At 35.6% G+C, this 23,048-nt stretch carries 22 protein-coding genes and 1 tRNA gene; 12 read left to right on the forward strand and 11 right to left on the reverse strand.

Annotated elements, in window-relative coordinates:
* The first annotated feature begins 16 nt into the window (after positions 1-16).
* Positions 17-814, forward strand: a complete 798-nt coding sequence (locus HUB95_RS00940) for a hypothetical protein (protein WP_209452445.1) — start codon at positions 17-19, stop codon at positions 812-814.
* Positions 815-817: 3 nt separating this feature from the next.
* Here the strand turns inward: HUB95_RS00940 and gshA are convergent, their stop codons facing one another.
* The gene (gshA, locus tag HUB95_RS00945) at positions 818-1,978 is read right to left on the reverse strand and encodes a glutamate--cysteine ligase (RefSeq protein WP_015589431.1); all 1,161 of its coding nucleotides are present in this window, start codon (positions 1,976-1,978) and stop codon (positions 818-820) included.
* A gap of 115 nt (positions 1,979-2,093) precedes the next feature.
* On the opposite strand from gshA, the gene hslV reads away from it, so the two are divergent.
* Positions 2,094-2,648, forward strand: coding sequence for an ATP-dependent protease subunit HslV (hslV, locus tag HUB95_RS00950; RefSeq protein WP_006280198.1), 555 nt, complete (start codon positions 2,094-2,096; stop codon positions 2,646-2,648).
* A gap of 1 nt (position 2,649) precedes the next feature.
* Complete coding sequence (hslU, locus tag HUB95_RS00955) at positions 2,650-4,119, forward strand: ATP-dependent protease ATPase subunit HslU (protein WP_209452446.1); 1,470 nt, start codon at positions 2,650-2,652, stop codon at positions 4,117-4,119.
* A gap of 68 nt (positions 4,120-4,187) precedes the next feature.
* On the opposite strand, the gene HUB95_RS00960 is transcribed toward hslU, so the two are convergent.
* Positions 4,188-5,129, reverse strand: a complete 942-nt coding sequence (locus HUB95_RS00960; protein ID WP_015589432.1) for an FKBP-type peptidyl-prolyl cis-trans isomerase — start codon at positions 5,127-5,129, stop codon at positions 4,188-4,190.
* The gene (locus HUB95_RS00965) at positions 5,122-5,913 is read right to left on the reverse strand and encodes a polyprenyl synthetase family protein (RefSeq protein WP_141456688.1); all 792 of its coding nucleotides are present in this window, start codon (positions 5,911-5,913) and stop codon (positions 5,122-5,124) included. The genes HUB95_RS00960 and HUB95_RS00965 overlap by 8 nt, the downstream gene beginning before the upstream one ends.
* Before the next feature lie 145 nt (positions 5,914-6,058).
* On the opposite strand from HUB95_RS00965, the gene acpP reads away from it, so the two are divergent.
* Genes acpP through HUB95_RS06320 form a run of 3 tightly spaced genes read left to right on the forward strand, consistent with a single transcriptional unit; the run spans position 6,059 to position 7,733 of the window.
* Positions 6,059-6,319, forward strand: coding sequence for an acyl carrier protein (gene acpP, locus HUB95_RS00970; protein WP_006279836.1), 261 nt, complete (start codon positions 6,059-6,061; stop codon positions 6,317-6,319).
* A 13-nt stretch (positions 6,320-6,332) separates the two neighbouring features.
* Positions 6,333-7,604 carry a beta-ketoacyl-ACP synthase II gene (fabF, locus tag HUB95_RS00975; RefSeq protein WP_015589434.1) on the forward strand — a complete coding sequence of 424 codons (1,272 nt, stop codon included), beginning with the start codon at positions 6,333-6,335 and terminating at the stop codon, positions 7,602-7,604.
* Positions 7,605-7,607: 3 nt separating this feature from the next.
* Entirely contained in the window at positions 7,608-7,733 is a 126-nt protein-coding gene (locus HUB95_RS06320; protein WP_255324783.1) for a hypothetical protein, read from the forward strand.
* Positions 7,734-7,773: 40 nt separating this feature from the next.
* Here the strand turns inward: HUB95_RS06320 and HUB95_RS05955 are convergent, their stop codons facing one another.
* Complete coding sequence (locus HUB95_RS05955) at positions 7,774-7,998, reverse strand: hypothetical protein (RefSeq protein WP_010082031.1); 225 nt, start codon at positions 7,996-7,998, stop codon at positions 7,774-7,776.
* Here HUB95_RS05955 and HUB95_RS00980 point away from each other — a divergent pair.
* The 3 genes from HUB95_RS00980 (at position 7,907) to thyX (ending at position 10,977) form a co-directional block, all read left to right on the forward strand.
* A complete protein-coding gene (locus HUB95_RS00980) occupies positions 7,907-8,680 on the forward strand; it encodes a CPBP family intramembrane glutamic endopeptidase (protein ID WP_416635899.1) in 774 nt (257 codons plus the stop codon). The genes HUB95_RS05955 and HUB95_RS00980 overlap by 92 nt on opposite strands.
* A gap of 155 nt (positions 8,681-8,835) precedes the next feature.
* On the forward strand, positions 8,836-10,113 hold the full coding sequence (gene murA, locus HUB95_RS00985; RefSeq protein ID WP_209452447.1) for a UDP-N-acetylglucosamine 1-carboxyvinyltransferase: 1,278 nt from the start codon (positions 8,836-8,838) through the stop codon (positions 10,111-10,113).
* Between the two features lie 9 nt (positions 10,114-10,122).
* Positions 10,123-10,977 carry an FAD-dependent thymidylate synthase gene (gene thyX, locus HUB95_RS00990; RefSeq protein WP_015589436.1) on the forward strand — a complete coding sequence of 285 codons (855 nt, stop codon included), beginning with the start codon at positions 10,123-10,125 and terminating at the stop codon, positions 10,975-10,977.
* Positions 10,978-11,049: 72 nt separating this feature from the next.
* Here the strand turns inward: thyX and HUB95_RS00995 are convergent, their stop codons facing one another.
* Complete coding sequence (locus tag HUB95_RS00995) at positions 11,050-12,834, reverse strand: hypothetical protein (protein WP_197907068.1); 1,785 nt, start codon at positions 12,832-12,834, stop codon at positions 11,050-11,052.
* A 144-nt stretch (positions 12,835-12,978) separates the two neighbouring features.
* On the opposite strand from HUB95_RS00995, the gene priA reads away from it, so the two are divergent.
* The gene (gene priA, locus HUB95_RS01000) at positions 12,979-15,321 is read left to right on the forward strand and encodes a replication restart helicase PriA (RefSeq protein ID WP_209452448.1); all 2,343 of its coding nucleotides are present in this window, start codon (positions 12,979-12,981) and stop codon (positions 15,319-15,321) included.
* 9 nt (positions 15,322-15,330) lie between these two features.
* On the opposite strand, the gene petA is transcribed toward priA, so the two are convergent.
* The 6 genes from petA to HUB95_RS01030 all read right to left on the reverse strand — a co-directional run bounded on the left by petA (position 15,331) and on the right by HUB95_RS01030 (position 21,605).
* On the reverse strand, positions 15,331-15,930 hold the full coding sequence (petA, locus tag HUB95_RS01005; RefSeq protein WP_209452449.1) for a ubiquinol-cytochrome c reductase iron-sulfur subunit: 600 nt from the start codon (positions 15,928-15,930) through the stop codon (positions 15,331-15,333).
* An 86-nt stretch (positions 15,931-16,016) separates the two neighbouring features.
* A complete protein-coding gene (gyrA, locus tag HUB95_RS01010; protein ID WP_141456691.1) occupies positions 16,017-18,725 on the reverse strand; it encodes a DNA gyrase subunit A in 2,709 nt (902 codons plus the stop codon).
* Between the two features lie 52 nt (positions 18,726-18,777).
* Positions 18,778-18,850: transfer RNA gene (locus HUB95_RS01015), tRNA-Val, on the reverse strand.
* A gap of 797 nt (positions 18,851-19,647) precedes the next feature.
* Complete coding sequence (locus tag HUB95_RS01020) at positions 19,648-20,523, reverse strand: tetratricopeptide repeat protein (protein ID WP_174516848.1); 876 nt, start codon at positions 20,521-20,523, stop codon at positions 19,648-19,650.
* Between the two features lie 168 nt (positions 20,524-20,691).
* Positions 20,692-21,081 (reverse strand): DUF1284 domain-containing protein, encoded by a 390-nt coding sequence (locus HUB95_RS01025; RefSeq protein WP_006279825.1) that lies wholly within the window; start codon positions 21,079-21,081, stop codon positions 20,692-20,694.
* Positions 21,078-21,605 (reverse strand): biotin transporter BioY, encoded by a 528-nt coding sequence (locus HUB95_RS01030; RefSeq protein ID WP_015589442.1) that lies wholly within the window; start codon positions 21,603-21,605, stop codon positions 21,078-21,080. The genes HUB95_RS01025 and HUB95_RS01030 overlap by 4 nt, the downstream gene beginning before the upstream one ends.
* A gap of 85 nt (positions 21,606-21,690) precedes the next feature.
* Between HUB95_RS01030 and HUB95_RS01035 the strand changes: the two genes are divergently transcribed.
* Together HUB95_RS01035 and dapF are read left to right on the forward strand one after the other, a co-directional pair.
* A complete protein-coding gene (locus HUB95_RS01035) occupies positions 21,691-22,278 on the forward strand; it encodes a nitroreductase family protein (protein ID WP_006279823.1) in 588 nt (195 codons plus the stop codon).
* Entirely contained in the window at positions 22,259-23,047 is a 789-nt protein-coding gene (gene dapF / locus HUB95_RS01040) for a diaminopimelate epimerase (protein WP_209452519.1), read from the forward strand. Before HUB95_RS01035 ends, dapF begins: the two co-directional genes overlap by 20 nt.
* Position 23,048 lies beyond the last annotated feature (1 nt).

A 23,048-nucleotide genomic window follows, 5' to 3' on the forward strand; every position in this document is an offset into this window, starting at 1 on the left:
AGTTATTAACTATTTCATGCCAAACAAGCTAAAAAAGAAATCTAACATACTCGCACAAAGGGTGCATGATATTTATGATCATGATTTCAGGAAGGTAATCTGCATCACAACAGGTTTAACAGCCCTATTGTGTAAGATTTCACTGCAATTTTGCTGCGAGTTCATTGACAATAATAGATCCAATATCTTTCTTATACGGAATGTTGCTCGACTAGTAAAGTTTCCGACATCTATTCTATACATTGCCCATTCTGCATTTACTCTACAGGATCTAATTAAGGATTACAGAAACCCTGAGAGTAAAAAAGAGCTGGCAAAAATTGTGGGTAAATCGGCTAATCTTGCAAGCAGCACCATAGAAGCGCTAATGATGTTGAAAATCATCCATTTTTGCACTGGAAGCAATACAGACATAATAAGTTATATTAACTTAATCTCAACGATCCTATTTTTGTTCATTTCAGAACCTATAAGCTATTATTATACATGCAAGGAATATCTGGATAATAAGGATCCTGAAAAGTCTGCTGAGTGTAAGAAGGACCTTATTATTAGCACATTAACTTTGTCGTTAGGTTTATTAAACTTCATATTAAGAAGGATAGAGACTCCAACTATACCAATAAACTTAGGTAATGGTATAATCTATAATTTCAACTTAAGCGTAACAGTCAGCATAATATATAGTGCAGTATTTCTTGCAGTTCAGCTTGACAAATTGTTTCAACAACCTGTCAATGATGATCCTTCCACTGAACTTGATGATGTTCATAATATAAACGGTCATTCTAATGACAGCACTGTAGAGGTATAAGAATTAGGGATGAAAAGATTTTATTTCTACTGCCAACGCTAGTACTGCTAATTTGCTAACAATACTCCAAAGTGATAGAATTTTACCTTCTACAACCTGGCTAACATCATGAAACTCACAGTCAGTGGCATTCAAGCTAGAATATACATCTTTTCTGCTATTACATCGGTATAAGTAACATGTTGGAGTATCTCCTATATAGTATATTAGCGGTTCTGCAGAACTGCTTTTAAACATGTCAATGGTTGGTACACCTTCTTGTATAATAACGCTATTGATTGCTATTCCTTCTTTTATCTTTTTCATTTTATGACGCTTTTTTTTATTGAGGTTTAATATTTCCTCTCCACTTGTTGCTGTTATAATGCCCATCCCATATGTGCCATTGCTTGCTTTGATAAAAACGTAAGGTTGTGTTTTTATTTCATATTCCTCATATTTTTTTTGCACTAGAGATAATATTTGGTCAACTTTAGTTGCTACTGCTCCTAGTGACAAATCATCATCAAAATCAACTCCATCACAGCTCTCTGTAAGCACAGAAATTAGCCATGGGTCTATTTTAAATTCGCCACAAAACTCAGATGCTAATTCTTGATAGATTTCAAAATACTTAAATTTCTGCCTGCTATGCCAACCGTATAGTGGGCTTGGTACTATATCTTGCTTTACGTCTTTCAGCGTGTCTGGAATGTGGCTCGTCATATCACGGTTCAGTATAATAACATCAGGCACAAATCCTGAGGTTGTCTTTAGCAGAGAGTTTTCTTTCACAACAGTTTCATACTGTTCTATTAAATTGTATACTTCATTATATAAAAGGCCAATTCTAGTCTCAAAACCTGCGAGTTGTAGTATTTTCTCTATAACAAATACGTTTTCTATATACATTTTATTGCGTGTATAATTTTCCGGTATTATAAGAACCTTTTTGTATTGATGTCTTTTAAAATAGCTTTTTATCAATCTTGCTGCCATCGTTCTTGATTCTTCACTTAAGTTATTGAACCCCGCAGGAAATAAATTAGCGTCTACTGGAACGATTTTATAGCCAGAGTTTCTAAGATCTATAGAGCTATAAAATGGCGATGTAAGGCCATTAAATTTTGCTTCGAACCAATTATTTATACTTTTTTCCAAATCTGGGTGAATTATGTTTTGCATCTGCACTTTAAATGTTATAAGGAAGGTATTATATTATAAGCTATAGTTGAACATATTTAGTAAATTTGACTAAAGATTAAAGTATAATGAGATTCTTATTTAAAGTGATAGAAAAATGATTCAACACGATAACAATAAAATGTATGGCACTACTATATTATCAATTAGAAAAGATAAAAGTGTAGTAGTAATAGGTGACGGACAAGTTTCACTGGGCCACACTGTTATAAAATCTGGAGCAAAAAAAGTTAGGCGTCTTTCTGGTGATTCCGTAATTGCTGGATTTGCCGGGGCAACAGCCGACGCATTTACTCTTTTTGAAAGATTAGAATCTAAACTTGACAAGCACCCAGGGCAATTAATGAGAGCATGTGTTGAACTTGCAAAAGACTGGAGAATGGATAAATATCTGAGGAAATTAGAAGCTATGATGATCGTTGCAGATAAATCTATTTCATTAGTAATTACGGGAACAGGTGATGTTCTTGAACCTGAAGATGGAGTCGCAGCTATTGGCTCTGGGGGAAATTTTGCTCTATCTGCAGCAAGAGCTTTAATTGACATTAAAGGAATATCAATAGAGGAAATTGCGAAAAAGGCTATGAAGATAGCTGGCGATATATGTGTTTATACAAATCATAATGTAGTTATTGAAAAGATAGAGGAGTGATATGTCTTCCAAGCAAAAAACTTTATGCACCAATTTTTCCAATCAGCCCATAACCCTTTCAGAAGGGCGGTCTTGTAGTAGTGACACCTACGATGAAAAAGATAACCTCTATAAAGATACTAAGAGTGGTTTTGATTCAAATGACAGCACTCAAGTTTTGTTAGATGACCTACCACCACAGAAGATAGTTAAAGAATTGGACAGATTCATAATCGGACAGGATGATGCAAAGCGTGCTGTTGCTATTGCGCTCAGAAATCGTTGGCGTCGCAATCAGGTTCCATTTCCATTGCGTGATGAAATCATACCTAAGAATATATTGATGATCGGTCATACAGGGGTTGGTAAAACTGAAATAGCTCGTCGCTTAGCAAAACTTGCCGGTGCACCGTTCATAAAAATTGAGGCAACGAAGTTTACTGAAATAGGGTACGTTGGACGTGACGTTGATTCGATAATACGCGATTTAGTTGATGCAGCAATAGTTTTAGTTAAAGAGAAAGCCCGTAAAGCCTTAGCTAAAAAGGCTTTAATTTTAGCTGAGAAAACAATAGTAAACTCTATGGTAGGCGAAAATGCAACCGAAGAGAGTAAAAAAATTTTTAGAGAAAGGTTGAGGAATAAAGAGTTTGAGGACGGAGAAGTTTCTATTAACGTCAGAGAGAGCAAGAGTATGTTACCTACTTTCGATATACCAGGCATGCCAGGTGGGCAAGTTGGTGTGATGAATGTAACAGAAATAATGGGCAAGATGTTTAACGGGAGCAAAAAAACAAAAACTATTACGGTGAAGGTAAAAGAAGCGCGTGAAATATTAATTAATGAAGAAAGTGAAAGGCTAATGGATGAAGATAAGATAATCAAAGAAGCCATTGATCTTGTTAGTAATGACGGTATAGTATTTTTGGATGAAATAGACAAAATTGCAGCGCGTACAGAAGTAAAAGGTGAAGTAAACAGAGAAGGAGTGCAACGCGATCTGTTACCATTACTTGAAGGAACAACTGTTACAACTAAGTATGGCCATGTAAAAACAGACTATATATTATTTATTGCATCTGGTGCTTTTCATCAGTCTAAGCCATCTGACCTCTTACCGGAATTGCAGGGCAGATTACCGATCAGGGTAGAACTTAAGGCACTTACTCAAGAGGATTTAATAAGAATATTAAAGGAACCAGAATCTAGTTTGTTAAAGCAGTACATAGCTTTAATGAAAACAGAAAATGTGACACTTGAGTTCACTGATGATGGTATAAAAACCATAGCTGAAATAGCGTTTACAGTTAATAGGCAAGTGGAAAATATAGGCGCAAGAAGGCTTCACACTGTCATGGAGAAGCTTTTAGATGAAATAAGTTTCATTGCTTCTGAGAAAAATAGCGAAAAATTCATTATAGACAGCAAGTATGTAAAAGATAAACTTGAGTCAATTTCGAAGCAGCTTGATTTATCTAAGTTTATACTTTAGGAAAAACGAAAAGCCTACTTTAAGTAGTATAGAGAGTGTTCAGAAGATTAGCCAGTAGACCTAAAATTTCAGCTATATTCTTTAGGCTGTTTTTCAACAGTAGAATGGTGTGCTGCGACCTCTTGCTTAACATCTAAGCTTAAGTCAATTATTGAGATATTTTTTTCATCATAATCTATGTCTTTTATTAACATATCGTCAGTAATAGTCAAAAGGTCAGGCGGAGAAAGAATAGTTCTTTTATTACCAGCTCTCATTCCCACAACTCCAAGCTCTATAGCAAGTGGTATTTTTTTATCGCCAACCCTAAATTGCACTGTTTGATCTTTGACTATATATTCCCCATTATGCTCCTTTACGCTATATTTAACCGATATCTCATCACCGCACCTTACTTGTTTTCCAGTCTTGTTAATTAAGTCATTAAAAACCATCAGATTATTTACTGAGTCGGGATATTTATCCTTTACTTCGATCAGTTTGACGTAATAAGAATTAAAATTCATTTTGTTCTCATTGGCAATAGTAACTACACGCTCTCCGCCTTCTTTCATACCTATTGCCCCTAAACTCACTTCTTTTAGGTCATCTTGACCTATTTTCAAAGTAACATCAGAAACTTTGCTAGGGAGTGTTGCTGAGTTATTATTAGAAATTTTATATATTTGCAATAGGACTTCCAGGCCACAAAAAGCCTTGCTGCCACTGCCTTCAGTAATTTCATAAAAATTTATCGAATCCTCTTCTTTTTGCTGCGTCATTTCTTCTAAATATTCTGTTAGCCCATGCTTTTCAATATAGCGGTCAAGTGCTGATTCAAGTATTGGCTTCACTAGGTAATATGCTATCGTCTGTATCAAACCACCATGCGTGGCATTTATCTCATAAAGCTTGTCCTTTTTTTCCGGTTTACCTTTGTTTATATAGACAATAGTAAACACAAAAGCAGAAGTTAAAGTGAGAATCATTACTACGGAAATAAGCATTTGTAATATAATTTTTCTAACCATCTTTCTTTACTTGATTCAATAAATCATATAAATAATTAGTATCCCCTGAAAGCGCACTCAAATTATCCAAGCCTTGTTTAAAGAGGCCGTCTATATAGTCCTCTACTTCACTTTTACCAAGCACAGACATTAGGTTATTTGTTTTATCTTGTTCGTAGTCTTCAATATCATCCTTAGCTTGAAAGATAAGCCCTAGGTTTATCCCGTAGTTATATAACGCTCTCCGTTGTTCATCTGTAGCACCCCCTATTATAGCACCTATTTCACATGAAGCTGCAAATAGTTTTGCGGTTTTCATCAAATGAATTTCTTTTATTTTGTTAAAATCTGTGTCAATATCTAAAGCCTGTCCTCCCACCATTCCCCTAATTCCTATTGCTTGAGAGAGCACTTTTATGATCTCACAGCGTTTCTCATTTAACGAAGATAATACCTCAAAAGCCAGAGTAAGTAGTGCATCTCCGGCAAGCACTGCTGTTGCTTCATCAAATTTTTTATGGCAGCTTAGCTGGCTTCTGCGAGTATCACTGTTGTCCATGCACGGTAAATCATCGTGAATTAGAGAGTAAGCATGAACAAATTCAATTGCTGCAGCAACTGATATTACTTTTTTAGCTTCCGCGTTAAACACTTGCGATGAAGCTATGACTAAAAAGGAGCGTATATGTTTTGCAGGAGCAAGGAGTATATAACGCATAGCTGATATAAGCTTATTCTCGCTATTTTCGGGTAAGAGTTTGTTTACTTCTACAATAAGCAAATTTTTTGTTGTTTCGTCTAGCATTTTTGAATTGTTAATTGTTTAGCACGTAACGCTAGCCAGCTAGGGCAGTAGAAAACTTTGCTGTAGTTTACCAGTTATAAAAGATATTGCAAACATAAAAATTTTTTATAACATCAAAGAATAGGTTATTTTTTTGGTAAGAAATGTGAATAGCGAACTAGCAAAGAGCACTAGAGAAGACATAGAAGAAAAAGTGAAAAAGATTATACTAGAGCACATTAGTAAGGATGTAGAGAAATTCAACAGCTCTTCAAAGCTTTCGGAGCATGGTACGGACAGTTTAGATGCAGTTGAAATCATCATGGCGGCAGAAGAAGAGTTCGGGATAGAAATTCCAGATGAAGACGCACAAAAAATGGAAACTATGGAGCAAATAGTTGAGTACATTAATAATAAAAAAGGCTAATAGTTAGTGTTAAATGAGCAGAAGAGTAGTAGTCACTGGTGTTGGTTTAATCACTCCACTAGCAGCAGATGTTGACAACACTTGGTTAAGGCTAATAAAAGGTGAATCCGGCATAAAAGCAATCAATACGGATAGATTTGACTCTTCTGATCTTGCTTGCAAAATTGCAGGGCAGGTGCCGTTGCAATCAGACAACATTGAGCACCATTTCAATCCACTAGATTATATTTCTGAGAAAGACTCAAAAAGGACAGATCGTTTTATCCATTACGGTATTGCAGCAGCTATTCAGGCAGTAGATGATTCATTAATTTTGGAAAGCCAAAATATCAATCGGGAACGTGTTGGTGTGACTATTGGCTCTGGTATAGGTGGTCTTCCGTCAATTCAGGAAAATGTTATTACCATGCAGGAAAAAGGGCCCAGACGTGTCAGTCCATTTTTTGTCCCTGCAAGTCTAATAAATTTGATATCTGGCCATATTTCTATTAAATACGAATTTACAGGTCCAAACGATTCAGCAGTAACCGCATGTGCAACAGGTGCGCATGCAATCATAAACTCAGCAAGAACTATAAAACTTGGTGAAGCGGATGTGATGATTGCAGGTGGAGCAGAAAGTGCACTGTGTAGAGTTGGAATTGCAGGTTTTGCATCTATGAAAGCGTTATCAACTAAATTCAATGATAAACCCAAAGAAGCTTCCAGACCATGGGATGCAGAACGCGATGGTTTTGTTATGGGTGAAGGAGCAGGTATATTGGTGTTGGAAGAATACGAACATGCAAAAAAAAGGGGAGCAAAAATATATGCTGAACTGAATGGATATGGACTCACAGGAGACGCACACCACATCACTGCACCGCATCCAGAAGGAAGAGGCGCATTTAAAGCAATGCAACTTGCTCTTCATAGTGCACAAATTAATCCCAATCAAGTAGGGTATATCAATGCACATGGAACTTCAACACCACTTGGAGATAAAATCGAAGTGATAGCAATGAAAAAGTTGTTCGGCGATTACGCTTATAAAATACCCGTTTCTTCAACTAAATCCTCTACAGGGCACTTGCTTGGTGCTGCAGGAAGCGTTGAGGCAATATTCAGTATTCTTGCATTAAATAATGGGATTATTCCACCAACCTTAAATTTACACAAGCCTTCAGAAGGATGTGATTTAAATTTTGTACCGTTTAAAGCTCAGGAGCATAAAATTCAATATGCACTTTCTAATTCGTTTGGTTTTGGTGGCACTAATGCATCGCTCATATTTGGACAAGTTTAGTTGATGTCACCCCAGTGTCTTCCTCTTGTCATTCCAGTACCCTCCTCTTGTCATGCAAGCAGCTCTCCTACTGTCATCCCAGCACGTGACACTGGGATGACAAACGGTTGTGAAATGGAATACATATAAAAATTAAACTATCAATAGCAATTCAAAAAGAAAAAATATTCTATTCATCCCTGAAGAAGTATTTTATTGACAATTTATGAATAAAGATCAATAATGCAGAAAAGGAATTGATGGGCGTATGCATGAATTTAACCACTATTAATTGTACATTATTTGTTGTAATTACATATTTTTTGACGTGCATTATAGCTTGGTGCTTACCTTTCAAAGACATAACATTATTAACAACATTTGTTCCGGCTTCAGTTGCAATTTTGCTAACCATTTATAATAAACAGAAGGTAAGGGATCTTTTTAAACTTAGTTCGCCAAAAAACTGTCTATTAGGGTTTATACTTATTCTGGTAAGTATGCTAATTTCCAATGGTCTTTTGTCAATTTACTGCGGTTTTTCATTTTTCCGAGAGTCTTTTACGTTAGACCGTGTAAAGGATTTGAGTGCAGTTTTGAGTCCATTAGTGATGTTATTTGTTTTATTATCAACCTTTGTGATGTGGATCATTATGTCTCTTGGTGAAGAGATCGGTTGGCGTGGCTATCTTTTGAAAAATCTTAAAAGCAAAATATCAAATTTTTATATCAGAGCAATTATTGTCGGTATTATTTGGTCAGTATGGCACATACCAACTTATGTGGTTGCTGGCTCAGCTTTGTGGAAGGATGGCTTTACATTCCCGACTATTTGTGCTTATACCCTTTATATTTGTGCAATGTCTATAATGTTTACCTGGTTGTTTGAAAAAGACAACTCGATTTGGCCAGTAACTATTGCTCATGCAACAAATAATCTTGTGTATAGTGTTTTGAGCATTCTAATGCCGTCTCCTCCTCTGTCAACTTTCGATGCAGTAATTCGCCTTACATTAGGAGCAGCTGGTTATTTCATTGTTGCAATTGGTGTTATTTGGTTTGATAAAGCTCGAGAGCGTCATTTGAGTAATTCATAGTATAAAATTTCGGGGGCAATTCGCATCAGGTGTCATGCAGGTAGCATGACACTGGGATGATGAGGAAGAAAAAGCAAATTTTGCCTTTTACGGTCAATCTATTATACTTAGTAAGACTTCAATAAACTAATGAATTATACTTTATATCTAATTAAATGCACAAGATATTAATAAGAAATAACTACAAACCTTTGGTCGGAAAAATCAAGATTAATGGCTCAAAAAATGCTGTTTTACCAATAATGGCAGCAAGTCTATTAAGTAGCTCCCCGGTAATTTTGCATAATGTACCTGATTTAATTGATGTGCATCTAATGTCTAAGTTGCTTGAAAGTCTTGGAGCAGAAGTGAACTTTATGCACAATAAAAATTATAAAGCGAACCATACTTTGAAAATTGACTGCAGCAATATCAACAATCACGTGATGCCATATAAAACCGCAAGTAAGCTAAGAACTTCTTTTCTAATATTGGGTCCAATGCTTAGCAGATTTGGCAAAGCGAGAACAGCATTTCCTGGTGGATGCAACATTGGAAAGCGTCCCGTTGATATGCATATTAAAGCATTAGAAGAAATGGGAGCTAAAATTGAAATTGACGGCTATAATATAATTGCAACAGTGAAAGGAAAGCTACAAGGAAAAGAAATCACATTTGAGAAAATAAGTGTTGGCGCAACAGAAAATGTAATAATGGCAGCAACATTTGCAGAAGGAGTGACAACAATAAACAATGCTGCAACTGAGCCGGAAGTTCTTGATTTAATAGATTTTCTGAAGAAAATGGGTGCTGATATTGAAATTGATAATACAAAGGTCATAATAACAGGAGTTGAAGCACTAAATGGATGTGTTCATAAAATAATACCAGATCGCATAGAAGCAGGCACCTATGCACTAGCTGCTATAATAACCGGTGGTAAGTTGGAGTTGGAAGGAATAAATCTATCTGATATAAGGTGTATTACAAATGAGTTGGAGACTATAGGAGCTATGGTTGAACTGTATGATGGAGGCATTGTTATTTCCAGAAAAAATGGCTCTATTAAGTCTGCTAACGTTGCGACAGATCCATATCCCAATTTTCCCAGTGATATGCAACCACAACTGATGTCTGCAATGTGCATCGCTGATGGGATATCAGTAATTGAAGAGAACATTTTTGAAAACAGATTTACACATGCAGATGAATTGAGAAAGTTAGGTGCTAATATCAGCATCGAGAAAAGCAAAGCTACTATAAGTGGAATAAAAAGCTTATCTGGAGCTAATCTATATGCTACTGACTTAAGATCAACAGCAGCTTTGGTGCTTGCTTCTTTGGTAGCCGGTGGAGAAACTATAATAAACAATTCACATCATTTATGGAGAGGATATGAGGCAATGCATGAAAAACTCAATTCATGTAGAGCTGATATCTCCATTTCGTCTTGAGGATATTTTATGAATGAAGCAACCAAACGAACTATAGTAAAAGAAATAGATGCAATCTTATATGAAGAACATAAGGTATTAGACCATGGATTTATTCGAGTAGTGGATTATATGGGCTCTGATAGCGCTATAGTTCAAGCTGCTCGTGTTTCTTATGGCAAGGGAACAAAACAGATAAGTCAGGATGAAGCACTTATAAAGTATTTAATGAGACATCATCATACAACTCCATTTGAAATGTGTGAAATTAAGTTTCACGTGAAACTTCCAATTTTTGTTGCAAGGCAATGGATAAGGCATAGAACTGCAAATGTGAATGAATATTCAGCAAGGTATTCAATACTTGATAATGAATTTTATACACCTAAACCAGAACAAGTTGCAAAACAATCTGACAATAATAAACAAGGTAGCGGGGAAGCTTTTGATCCAGATACCTCAAAGGAAATAATAGATTCTCTAACAAATGACTCTAATTTAGTATATTCTCATTATGAAAAATTTATTGAGCAGGGGCTTGCAAGAGAAATTGCCAGAACTAACCTAATGCTTAATTACTACACGCAATTTTATTGGAAAATAGATCTGCATAATCTCCTTCATTTTTTGAAGCTTAGAGCTGATAAGCATGCCCAATATGAAATCAGAGTTTATGCAGAAGTTATGCTGGATATAATAAAAAAATGGGTTCCACTGGCCTACAATGCCTTTGTTGAATATTGCCTAGAATCAGCCTGTATTTCAAGAACTGGTCTAGAAATAATTCGCAAATTAATTAAAGGGGAAAACGTTACTAGAGAAGAAAGTAATATTGGTAAAAGAGAATGGGGCGAGCTGATGTCTATACTTGATAAACAATCTTAAAGATAAAGGCATACGTGTCAATCTCCTCTGTCAGTTAACTCTCGTTCACCAGATTGAATCTTGCTTTTTACATCACATTAACTCATCACTTTTATAGAACATCTCATTAAAATCATTTAGAGTTCCAAAATCCTGACCCTTGATAAACAGGTGATCATTAGCAACATGTGCTTCATCAAGAGTAAACAGCTCGTAATGATGATTGTGAGCGGGCCTAACAATTTCATTATATAAAACCATTACTTGTTCGTAGTTATATCCATCGCCAGCATGATATTTACCACGTACGGTATCATAAAAATTCTTTACATCATCATATGTCACTTGCAGCTCCACCTTATACTTTCCCACTTCAAGAGGACTTCCTGTCTTTATTTTTAAGGGATGTTGTGAATTTGCAACACTGTTAGAAGTTTCTGCTTCAATATCAGAATTTTTATCCATATTTTCTATCACACTTGCCATAACAGTTTCTTGTTCATCTTCTGTTGGTTTTGTTTGTTTTTCAGTCTTATTACTGCTACTGTCAGTTTCCACAGTTACTTTTTTTACTTCTATATCTTTTTGAGCTTTCTCATTACTTTGCTTGTGTATTTCATCTCCATGCAATTTTTCCTGCAGAGCTTTTTTCGTATCAGCATAATCATCACGATTGCTTTGCAAAGCTGGTTTATAACTGCTGCTATCATCCGCTTGCATTTGATCTATATAGTTAGATTCTTCTTCCTGTATAGTATTTTTTGCGTTATCCTCACCAACCGTTCCTTTCTCCCCAGACTTGGCTTCACTCTCTACCACAACTTCTTCGTCTACTTGCTCATCATCAATTGTAAATTCAGTACCTATCTGATTGCTATCTTCCTCCAATTCATTAGATAATTTTTCAGATAGCTGGTCACCACTCAAATATGGTTCCTTTGAATATTTAGCATAATTATGGGGATCGGTTCTGTTTTCTGAATAAAACCCACTTTCAAAGTCTGAGTAGGAGCTTTGATTGAGCACAAAAAATAAGTTTTCATAATAAACCAGCATATCACTATCAGGGCTAACAAAATTTAAATATTCATCGCCTTCCCATTCTGGGTGGTGTCTATACTCTGCTATGTAGTATTTACTAGAGTCGAGAGGTATCTTGTCACCTTCTTCCCCATCAAGTTGTAAAACTACTGCTGAATGCCCATTACCTAAATCATTACCTTTTACCACTTTGAATATTTTAATCTCATCCTTTTCTACAAGTTCTTTTAACTCCTCGTTCTTTTCATTTAACTCTTCCTCCCTTTGTCTTTCTGCTTCTCTTTCTCTTGCCAATCTTTCTGCTTCTTCATCAGCTTTCTTCTGCAGTTGTGAGAATACATTTTGTAATATATCTTGTGTGGTTAAGCTATTTGTGTTGCTTAAAAAATTATCTAACACATTTGATGCAATTGGTGACAATTCACCGTGATCATCAAATACTTTTTCCTTTGCTTTATTATAGTGATTTGGGTTATAGATTGCATACAGAGGATAAAAACCATAATCTGCAATTGACGCTCCGTCAGGTGATAGTTCCATTGAGAATCCATAGTAATTAAGTGGAAGATTGGAGGTTAAATATTTACCGTTATCATCCCTAACGTGTAGCTCACTTCTACCATTGTGCTCACTATATTTGTTGTAGTAGATATAAAAATTCTCATGGTTAAGATTGAAGTGATCATCTAGATTATCGAATTGAATTGTACTGCCAAGCTTCTCCCGCAAAAGATTTTTGCTTTCATCTGTAAGCTTTATATGTGCAGAAAAGTAGTATCGATCTATAGGTTCGCCTTTTTCTATTTCAAAGTTCAAAGTAATCTTGTCGTTGACCATTGGTAGCCTCCACAAATTCTATAAATCATTTTATTTATCAATCATACGGTCTGTACTATGAAAAATGTGTTAAACGTTAAGATTTTCTCTGTACCGATTCATCTATATTGCCAGGCTTAATAAAGTTACAAGCTCTTTAAAACAATGTTAAACTCAATCACTATGGCAAAAACAGTTGACGTATTACTATCACTTCCAATTGATCAGTTATTTTCATATGCAATTGAGGAAAATACTGAGATTTTACTTGGAGATTACGTAGTGGTGCCATTTGGCAAAAAACGCTTAATCGGAATAGTTTGGAAATACAGTGATAAAAGTAACCGAGAATTAAAATTTATTGAGCAAAAAATCGATTTACCAAATATTAGACCAAAATTGATTGCATTTGCAGAGTGGGTTGCACAATACAATTTAATACCTATTGGTATGCTTGCCAAAGTGATAATGGGAGGAGTGTTAAAAGTAAATCACATAGATAAATTGGTTTGTGTTGAACAAAAGCAGGAAACAAGTGAAATAAGTTGCCAATTAAGCCCTGAACAGCAGATAGCTAGTGATAAAATAATAAGCAATTTGAACGAGTATTCAGTGACTTTGCTTGACGGTGAGACAGGATCTGGAAAAACCGAAGTTTATCTCTCTGTGATTGCACAATTGATTAAGAATTACACTGCCGTTCCAAATGCTGCTCAGACTTTACCATCCCAGTGCCCAGAGACACAACTGTACGAACATTGTGATTTGGGTCTACCAAGAGGGTGTTATCCGAGTAGCCTGACACTGGGATCCAGTTTTTCATATAACCTCATTACAAATGTTTGTTTTAACTTAAAACCAATACCTAATTTACAATCAAAATTCCTGGATTCCAGTGTCAAGCACTGGAATGACACCTTTATACTCAAGGCAAAACCCACTGTAACATTTAGCATACCGTCTTTGCCACGTACTAGTATGACACCAGAATATGTTGAAATGACATCAGGAGAAGGTAATACACAAATTTTAATCCTCCTACCTGAAATTGTTTTAACTTCACAATTGGTAAATCGTGTTCGCGGTCAGATATCAAAAAACTTAGTTGAATGGCACTCAGGGCTCACTCCAAAAACTCGCCGGAATAATTGGCTCAATATAGCAAATGGAAATGCGCAGATAATTATTGGTGCACGGTCAGCGCTTTTTTTGCCTTATAAAAACCTAAAATTGATTATCGTTGATGAAGAGCACGACTCATCTTTTAAACAAGAACAGGGAATTATATATAATGCTCGAGATATGGCGATAATCTTAGCCAAATTTGAAAATATTCCGATTATTTTATCATCAGCTACTCCACTGCTTGAAACGATTCATCATGTTAAAAACGGGAATTACAATCATGTAAAGCTAACTAAGCGATTTGGTGGTGCAGAATTGCCACTCATTAAAGTAGTAGATATGAGGAACAACAAGCAATGGATCTCCTCTGAGCTTTTTGAAAGCATCAAACAAACCATAGAGAAAAAACAGCAGGTTATGCTTTTTCTAAACCGCAGAGGGTATGCACAACTGGCAATTTGTAAAAAGTGTGGATATAAAATTTCCTGCTTAAATTGTGCTGTTTGGCTTACATATCACAAGAAAAAAAATGCTCTTTTGTGCCACCACTGCTCTTATCAATTGAAACTTCCAGAAAAATGCTCTAATTGCCAAAGTGAACAGCCATTGTCCCTCTACGGCATAGGAATTGAAAGGTTACTTGAAGAAATGGTGAAATTAATACCAAACGCAAAAACTGCGATGATAAGCAGCGATCAGAAGTCGGTTAGTAACATCATTGATTTGGTGTTAAAGGAAGAGGTGAACATTATAATCGGCACACAGATAATTGCTAAGGGGCACAATTTTCCCAAATTAACTTTGGTTGGAGTAATAAATGCAGATTTGAGCCTCGAAAATTCTGATTTAAGAGCAGCGGAAAAGACGTATCAATTATTGCACCAAGTTGCAGGCAGATCAGGAAGGTTTAATGAAAAAGGAATGGTAATAGTGCAAACTAATAATCCTGAAAGTTCAATAATAAAAGCATTGCTGCATCAAAAAAGAGACTCATTTTATGAAATCGAACTTAAGTCAAGACGCGAAGCCAAAATGCCACCATTTAGCAGATTAATAGCGCTTATAATTTGTGGTAAGAATCAGATTGCAACACAAAAAGCAGCGAATGAAATAGTAAAATCTCTTCTTTGTTATCCAAGTAGCTTAACTACTTGTATCCAGGAAAAAAATGTAGGTGTAGACAAAAAGGAATTTGAAATTCTTGGCCCATCACCAGCAGCAATAAATTTTTTAAACAATAAGTATCGGCATAGGGTATTATTAAAAATACACAATAAACACAGTTTATCTATACAAAAAAAGCTGAAATATTGGATTAAAAATTGTAACTTGAATTCGAGTATTGCAGTGATAATAGATGTTGATCCTGTGAGTTTTTTTTAACGAGTTCCGTTAAGCCTTCTTGCCAATTACCACAACATTCTCACTGGGAAAAAAATAATCAGGTACAGCCATATTTTTCGGTGCAGGACCCCCAATCACTCGGCCTGATGTATCATAATATGAACCGTGGCAAGGACAGAACCAACCATTACCATCTCTTGTAGCGTGGTCAACCGGTACACACCCAAGATGTGTACATATTCCAAGCATAATTAACCATTCGTCTTTTCCTTCGTATACTCTCTGCTCATCTAATTGAGGATCCCTCAAGCTCTTCACATTCACAGCTCTTGCAGCCTCAATTTCTTGCTTTGTGCGTCTACGAATGAATACTGGTTTACCTTGCCACTTTACTTTTACTCCGTGTCCTTCATGAATTCCAGACAAATTCACCTCCACTGTGGAAGTTGCTAGAACTTCAGCAGAAGGATTCATAGATTTAACCAGTGGCCAAAGTCCGCTTGCAGCTCCTATACCTGCCATAGCGCATGTAGTTAATGTTATAAAATCTCTCCTACTCTTATTTTTAGTAAGGTCTTTAACAGGAGGTGTTTTTTTATCCTCTTTGTTTGCCAGTGGTTTTTTATTTTTAGTTAAATTTTTGTCCATTGATCTTTACTTAGCCATAAGTATATATTTTAATTTAAATACTGCGTATTAATCAACAAAAACTTGCGCTTTTTGTTTAACCTGTACTACGGTTGAGAAGAGATAGAGTTTTCAACTTCAAAAATACTATCTTCAGTGGAATCAGGATCTTCAATTTTCGCTACTGACACCACTTTTTCTCTACTTTCTGTTTTAAACAGAGTGACTCCTTGAGTGCTGCGTCCTGCAATTCTAATCTCATTGACCGAAATGCGAATTAACTTTCCTTTATCTGTAATAAGCATTATATTATCACCCTGCTCAACTGGAAAACTAGCAACAACATTACCGTTTCTGCTAGTAGTAAGAATATTGGTGATACCAACACCACCCCTGTTAGTTACTCTATATTCATACGCAGAAGTTCTTTTACCAAAGCCATTTTCAGTAATAGTTAATATAAACTCCTCATTCACTGCAAGTTTTAAGAATAATTCGTTATCTATTCCTAAATCATTCAAAGTCTTTTCCAATTTAGAATCAATGGAGTTATTAATTGCAGTCCCCAGTCTTTTTGCAAGTGGAACTTTTAAGTAAAGTTCTTTTGTTTCTGTTGCTACACCTATCCCATTTAATATGGTCATGGATATCACGCTGTCATTCTTTACAAGTTTGATACCTCTTACGCCATCTGAATTGCGACTCTTAAATTGACGCACATCACTTACAACAAATCTGATACTTTTTCCAAGCGTTGTTGAAAGTAAAACATGGTCAATTTCATTACATACCTTAACCGATACTAATTTGTCTCCTTCATCGAGCTTTATTGCTATTTTTCCATTGCTTGGAATATAGTGAAAGTCCGCTAAGGAGTTACGCCTTATGTTTCCATAGGCAGTAGCAAAAACTATGTTTTGATTTTCGTCATTTTCACTTGGCAATGGCATGATATTAGTTATAGTTTCACCATCGCTAAGCGGAAATATGTTAACAAGTGCTCTTCCACGTGCGGTTGGCTCTGCAAGAGGTAACTTATAAACTTTTAATCTATAAACTCGACCAATGTTAGAAAAGAATAAAAAGCTAGTATGGGTATTTCCAACAAATAATTCTGTGATTACATCCTCTTCTTTTAATCCCTGTCCTAGCTTTCCTTTTCCACCACGACGCTGAGTTCTGTAGTGAGAAAGTTTTACACGCTTGATATAACCATTCATAGTTACGGTTATCACCATATCCTCTTGTGGAATTAGATCTTCAGCTTCAATGTCCGCGTCTGACTCTTCTATTGAAGTTTTTCGCGGCACAGCAAATCTGTTCTTTATTTCTTGTAGATTGTTTTTTATTTCTTTCATCAACTTCTCTCCTGAGCCAAGAAAAGCGATATATTCTTTTATCAGGTTGATCATTGAACTTAGCTCAGCTTCTAATTTGTCTTTTTCAAGGCCTGTTAAACGCTGCAGTTTCATATCAAGGATAGCTTTAATTTGTAGCTCAGTTAATCTATACACTCCATCTTTCAAAAAACTTGCGCTATCTGAAATCAACTCGATAATAGTGTTGATTTCATTCGAAGTTTTCCATTCTTTATTTAAAAGTTCTCTACTTGCTTCCGCAGGATCTTTTGCACCGCGGATGATTTTTATCACTTCATCTATGCTGAGGACCGCAATGTAGAGCCCTATATATATATGAGCTTTTTCTCTCGTTTTTCTTAGACGAAATTCTGTTCTCCTGATTAACACTTCTTTTCTAAAATCAATAAAGGCCTCTATGATTTCTTTCAATGACATCAAAGCAGGCCTGTTGTTATTGAGCACTAAAGTGTTAACACTAAAACTACTTCTTAGTGGAGTTAGCCCCAATATTTGATTAAGTATAAAACTTGCTTCAGCATTTCTTTTGAGGTCAATTACTACTCTAATACCAGACTTATCGGACTCATCCCTAATTTCTGTTATACCATCAATTCTTTTTTCTTTTACAAGCTCACCTATCTTCTCAATTAATTTTACTTTATTTACCTGGTAAGGTATTTCATCAATCACTATTGCTTGCCTATCTTGTGGCAGATCTTCTATATGAGTCTTGCCTTGCACAACAATTGATCCACGACCAGTTGCAAATGCTGATCTTATTCCAGACCTTCCAAGAATTGTTCCCCCAGTTGGAAAATCCGGCCCTGGCATCACTTCAAGTAACTCATCCAAAGTAACTTCAGGATTATTTACATATAATATACAAGCATCTATTATTTCTCCAAGATTATGAGAAGGAATATTGGTTGCCATACCAACTGCAACACCACTTGCACCGTTTACCAATAGATTCGGAAACTCTGCAGGCAGCACAACTGGTTCTGTTTCATTTCCATCGTAGTTTGGCCTAAAATTAACTGTATCTTCATCAATATCATTCAGTAAAAAGTGCGACACTTTTTGAAGTCTTGCTTCTGTGTATCGCATTGAAGCTGGTGGATCTCCATCTATCGAACCAAAGTTACCTTGCCCATCAACAAGTGGTAAAAGAAGAGAGAAATCTTGGGCCATTCTAACCAAGGAATCGTAAATAGCTGCATCACCATGTGGGTGATATTTCCCCATTACATCCCCAACTATACGAGCTGCCTTTTTATATGGCTTACCGGCATCGAATCCAGCTCTTGACATTGCATATAATATGCGCCTGTGAACAGGTTTAAATCCATCCCGCACGTCAGGTATAGCCCGACTTATGATAACGCTCATTGCGTAGGAAAGATAAGAATCTTCCAGCTCTTTTACTATTGAGATTGGTACTATATTATCCTGCATTTTCTATACTTTAATTGAAGTAATTAATAATACTAACATTCAGTTAAGCAAATGGGCAATGACAGACTTGAACTGCCGACCTCCTCGGTGTAAACGAAATGCTCTACCAGCTGAGCTAATTGCCCCTTTAGATCTAATTCTATAGCTCAATATTATTATTGTAAACAAAAATAGCAATAAATTGTATCCGTTCAGCAGAGTGGCAAAATAGGTAGACAAGGTGATCTAAAAAGATAATCATAGAGTAAATGTGAGGTAAGTCCTTACAATAAATGGTGTCATCCAAGTAGCCGACACTGGGATCCAGCTTTTTCATAATCATTAAAACGTTGTATTTTTACATAAAACAGCTATTTTTATGCTCGCCAACTTAATAAAATTCCTGGATCCCAGTGGGCTTTGTTGCATCGCTAGCTATGATGGATTAAAGATAAAAAAGATAGGGAATATCATTAGCTTATTATTCTGGTATTTATAACAAGAACGGTCAATGAATACCTAAATTTGAGTAAAAGAAATTTCACTACCATTTACCAATCCGGCTAAAATTCAAGAATTTCAATGCTTTAGCTATTTTCAATAGAATTAAATTTATTAATATAAATAACAAATTACTATTCTTAAATTTGATCAGATTGATTGCAAAAAAACAAGATTTTCAATAGGTTGCTTATAATCCTAACTATAGTTAGCCTTTCATAAGTAGCGATGCAACAAAGCCATCCCAGTGTCAAGCACTGGGATGACACCCTCCTGATGGGCCAAAATCACAATGTTCGTACAGTTATGCATTTGTTGTGCAAATTACCTTTGCAAACAAATGTTCGTACAGCTGTGTGTCACACACTTTGCTTCAATATTTGCACATTAGCCACTCCCTTGAACAGATACGATAAATTAGCTTTAGGTAAGCTATAAGCTTTTATGAAATCTTTGGGTGCGTGCTGTGAAGTTTTATAAATTTTAGTCTTGCTGTCACTTTGTATAAAGGTATTTTTTCACTCACATCTTTCGAAGTTGTAGCCATGTTTAACAACTTTAAGTAGAATATTGTAGCATTTTGAAAATCTGAAAGTTTATCTAGAATAACAGCTAAATTATAAGTATAAAAAATATTGTTTTCATCGAGGGAAATAGCAGTTATCATATACTCTTTACCTTTTACATAATCCTCCTTTTTCATATAGATCAGACCTAAATTTGCTAATAAAGGAGCATAATTTTTATGTATATCATACAATTTTAACATTTCACTCAACGCCAGATCAGGATCATATTGTGAGATTATCGTCAGAAAATTTTTTAATATGTAAGGGTTACTAGGGTGTTCTTTTAACAGTCTTGTGTAAATCTCTACAGCTTTTTTGTATTCTTTATTAGCGTAATAAATATTTCCCAATCCAATTAAAGCATTTTTATGATAAGGAAACTTTGCGATAATCTGATTAAGGAGAGAAATAGCTGCTTCATTATCTCCTGATTCAAAGGAATCTTTTGCTTTTTTTAAAGTAGAGTATATGTCAAAACTCTTGCCAGAATTCTGCGAAATTTTGATATTAAATTTGTCACTTTTTCTCTCAATAACATCAAAATCTTTATATTTTTTATCAGCTTTTATATGCTTGACAACACTATCGAAGGCCTTTTGTATCTCCAAATTTTCACTAGCATAGGTAACAGAAGACCTCCATAAAATCACAACGCAAATTAACATGCAGATAAACATAGGTCCTAGTGTTGTGGCATTGGCTGCAGCGTGTAACCAGTAAACCTTATTTCTTTGAGCTATGCGTAACACATTACAAATTCATAAATGCTAAATTACCTATCTCATACAATAATAAAGATATTATTAATTAGCGGGACGAACATGCTGTGTAGCTTTTCAGAATGCATTTATCTTTTGTCTTCCATATTTCGCTTTATTTCCACAAAAATGCTTCAATTTATCTTAACATTTTGTCAACTACCTTTGTAGATTTAAAAGGGCATTTTTACATATTCCATATGGCTGCCAGTTGCACCCCTCACATGCGTACTCGAATTTCTTTAAAGACATTTTCTCCCTAATCTTTTTTACTGCCTCATTCCAAGTTAAAGTCTCGCCAATTTTAATTCCTAAAATTTCCATATGCCTTCTATCTAGCTCTAAAACTTTAGCTTGTGTGGTGCATTTACCTTGTTTAGTCTGATTTGGACAAGCACTACAGATATTATCAAGGTTACCAACTACTTCGATTTGAGTACTAATTACTTTGCTTGCTATCCTTTTATAATTTTCTACAAAACCCTGAGAATACCCATATCCCCGAAACGCGAGGGTGCACATGAAATGATGAGGGCGAAATTTTATCATTTTTTCAAATATTGCAAAGCTGCTACAAGTAGAAAAATTTTTATCAAACCAGGAAGGATAAATGGTAAAACACCCACCATTATTGCTTGTCCCAGACCCAAGTAAACAGCAAGCCAACTAACACCACAAATAAAGATTACAACTGTACCAGCCAGACAACTTAAAGAATTACATACAAATGATTTATACTTAGAGTTCAGTAATTCATTTACTTTGCTCATTACCATAACAGCAGCTAAACAGCCAATTAAATATCCACCGGTTGGTCCAAGAAGAGCGTGATAACCACCAGAAAAATTCGCAAGAACAGGCAATCCTGCTGCACCAAGTGATAGATATGTAAGCACAGAATAGAATGCTGTTCTGCGGTTAAATTTAAGCCCAATAAGCATTACTCCTAAAGTTTGCAATGTAATAGGCACAGGCTGCAATGGTATGCTTATTTGAGCCATCAAGAATAAAAGTAAAACGCAAGACAATATTTCAGCCAGTGTTGATCTGCTGCTAGATTGTGTTATAAACATACCTTCCCAATAAAAATAACTTATTAAATGTAATATATGTGTATGAGAGGTTTTGCAATTTAAATTTTGCTTATATTGTGCTACAATGAATTATTTATGCACTATTAAATTAAAAATGATGAGTAAACAAGATCTATTATCGTTGATGAAAGCAAGACACAGCGGACGTTCATACGATCCTACAAGAGCAATATCTCAGGAAGACATGGATATTTTAATGGAAGCTGTAAGGCTGACTCCCTCATGTTTTGGTGATGAACCCTGGAGATACGTAATATGCAACAAACAGAACAATCAAAGCGCATGGGAAAAGCTGCTAAATTGCCTTGATGAATCTAATCAAAAATGGGCAAAAGATGCACAAGTGTTAATCATATCTTTAAGTGCTAAAAACTTCCGTAAACAAGGTAAAGGAGAAAATCTTTGGGCTAATCATGATACTGGTGCAGCAAATTATGGACTTATGTTACAAGCTGCAGTTATGAACTTAATGGCCCATCAAATGGGTGGATTTGATAGAGATAAAATAGTGAAAGAGTTCAATATACCCAATGACTTTAACGTAATGTCAGTGATAGCGGTTGGTTACGAAGAAGAGGGTGCTGAAACAAGTAAGAAGAAAAGAAGACCAATAGAAGAAATATTTTTTTATGATGAGTGGCCAAAATTCTGAAAATTTTATCAAAATGCACGGCACTGGTAACAATTTCGTTATCATAGACTCACGTTCAACAAACAATTTAGACTGGAACCATAGACAAATTGCTGATCAAAGCAGTTGTGATCAAGTGATAATTATAACAATGTCTAATGCTGCAGACTGTTTTATGCATATCTATAATGCTGATGGCAGTCGAGCTGAAATGTGCGGAAACGCAGCACGCTGTGTTGGATATTTGATAATGTCAGAAAAAGGTTCTGAATACTCCATTATTGAGCTAACAAGCAAACGCATTTTAGAGTGTTTTAAAGTGGGTGATAAATCCATAAAGGTTAACATGGGTAAACCTTTGCTAAAATGGCATGAAATTCCCTTGTCTACTGAGTGTGACACTCTTCACTTACCTATAGAGCTTGAAATGCTAAAAGATCCTGTTGCAGTAAATATTGGCAATCCTCACATAGTTTTTTTTGTTGATAACATAAGTGAAATACCATTGCGAAATTTAGGACCAAAGCTAGAAAATCACGCATTATTTCCTCGGAAAATTAATGTTAGTATTGCACAAGTTGAAAAGTCTGGAGAAATAGCTTTAAGAGTTTGGGAAAGAGGTACAGGCATTACTGCATCATGCGGTAGTGCAGCCTGTGCAGCACTTGTTGCATCCACACTACGTGGATATCTGGTTGCCCAACATACTTCAGTAAATTTACCAGGAGGCAAGTTATTAATCGAATGGGCAAATAACGTATTCATGACCGGTGATATAGGGTTTTTGTGAC

The organism is Wolbachia endosymbiont of Ceratosolen solmsi (genome assembly GCF_017869155.1).
Lineage (GTDB): Bacteria > Pseudomonadota > Alphaproteobacteria > Rickettsiales > Anaplasmataceae > Wolbachia > Wolbachia pipientis.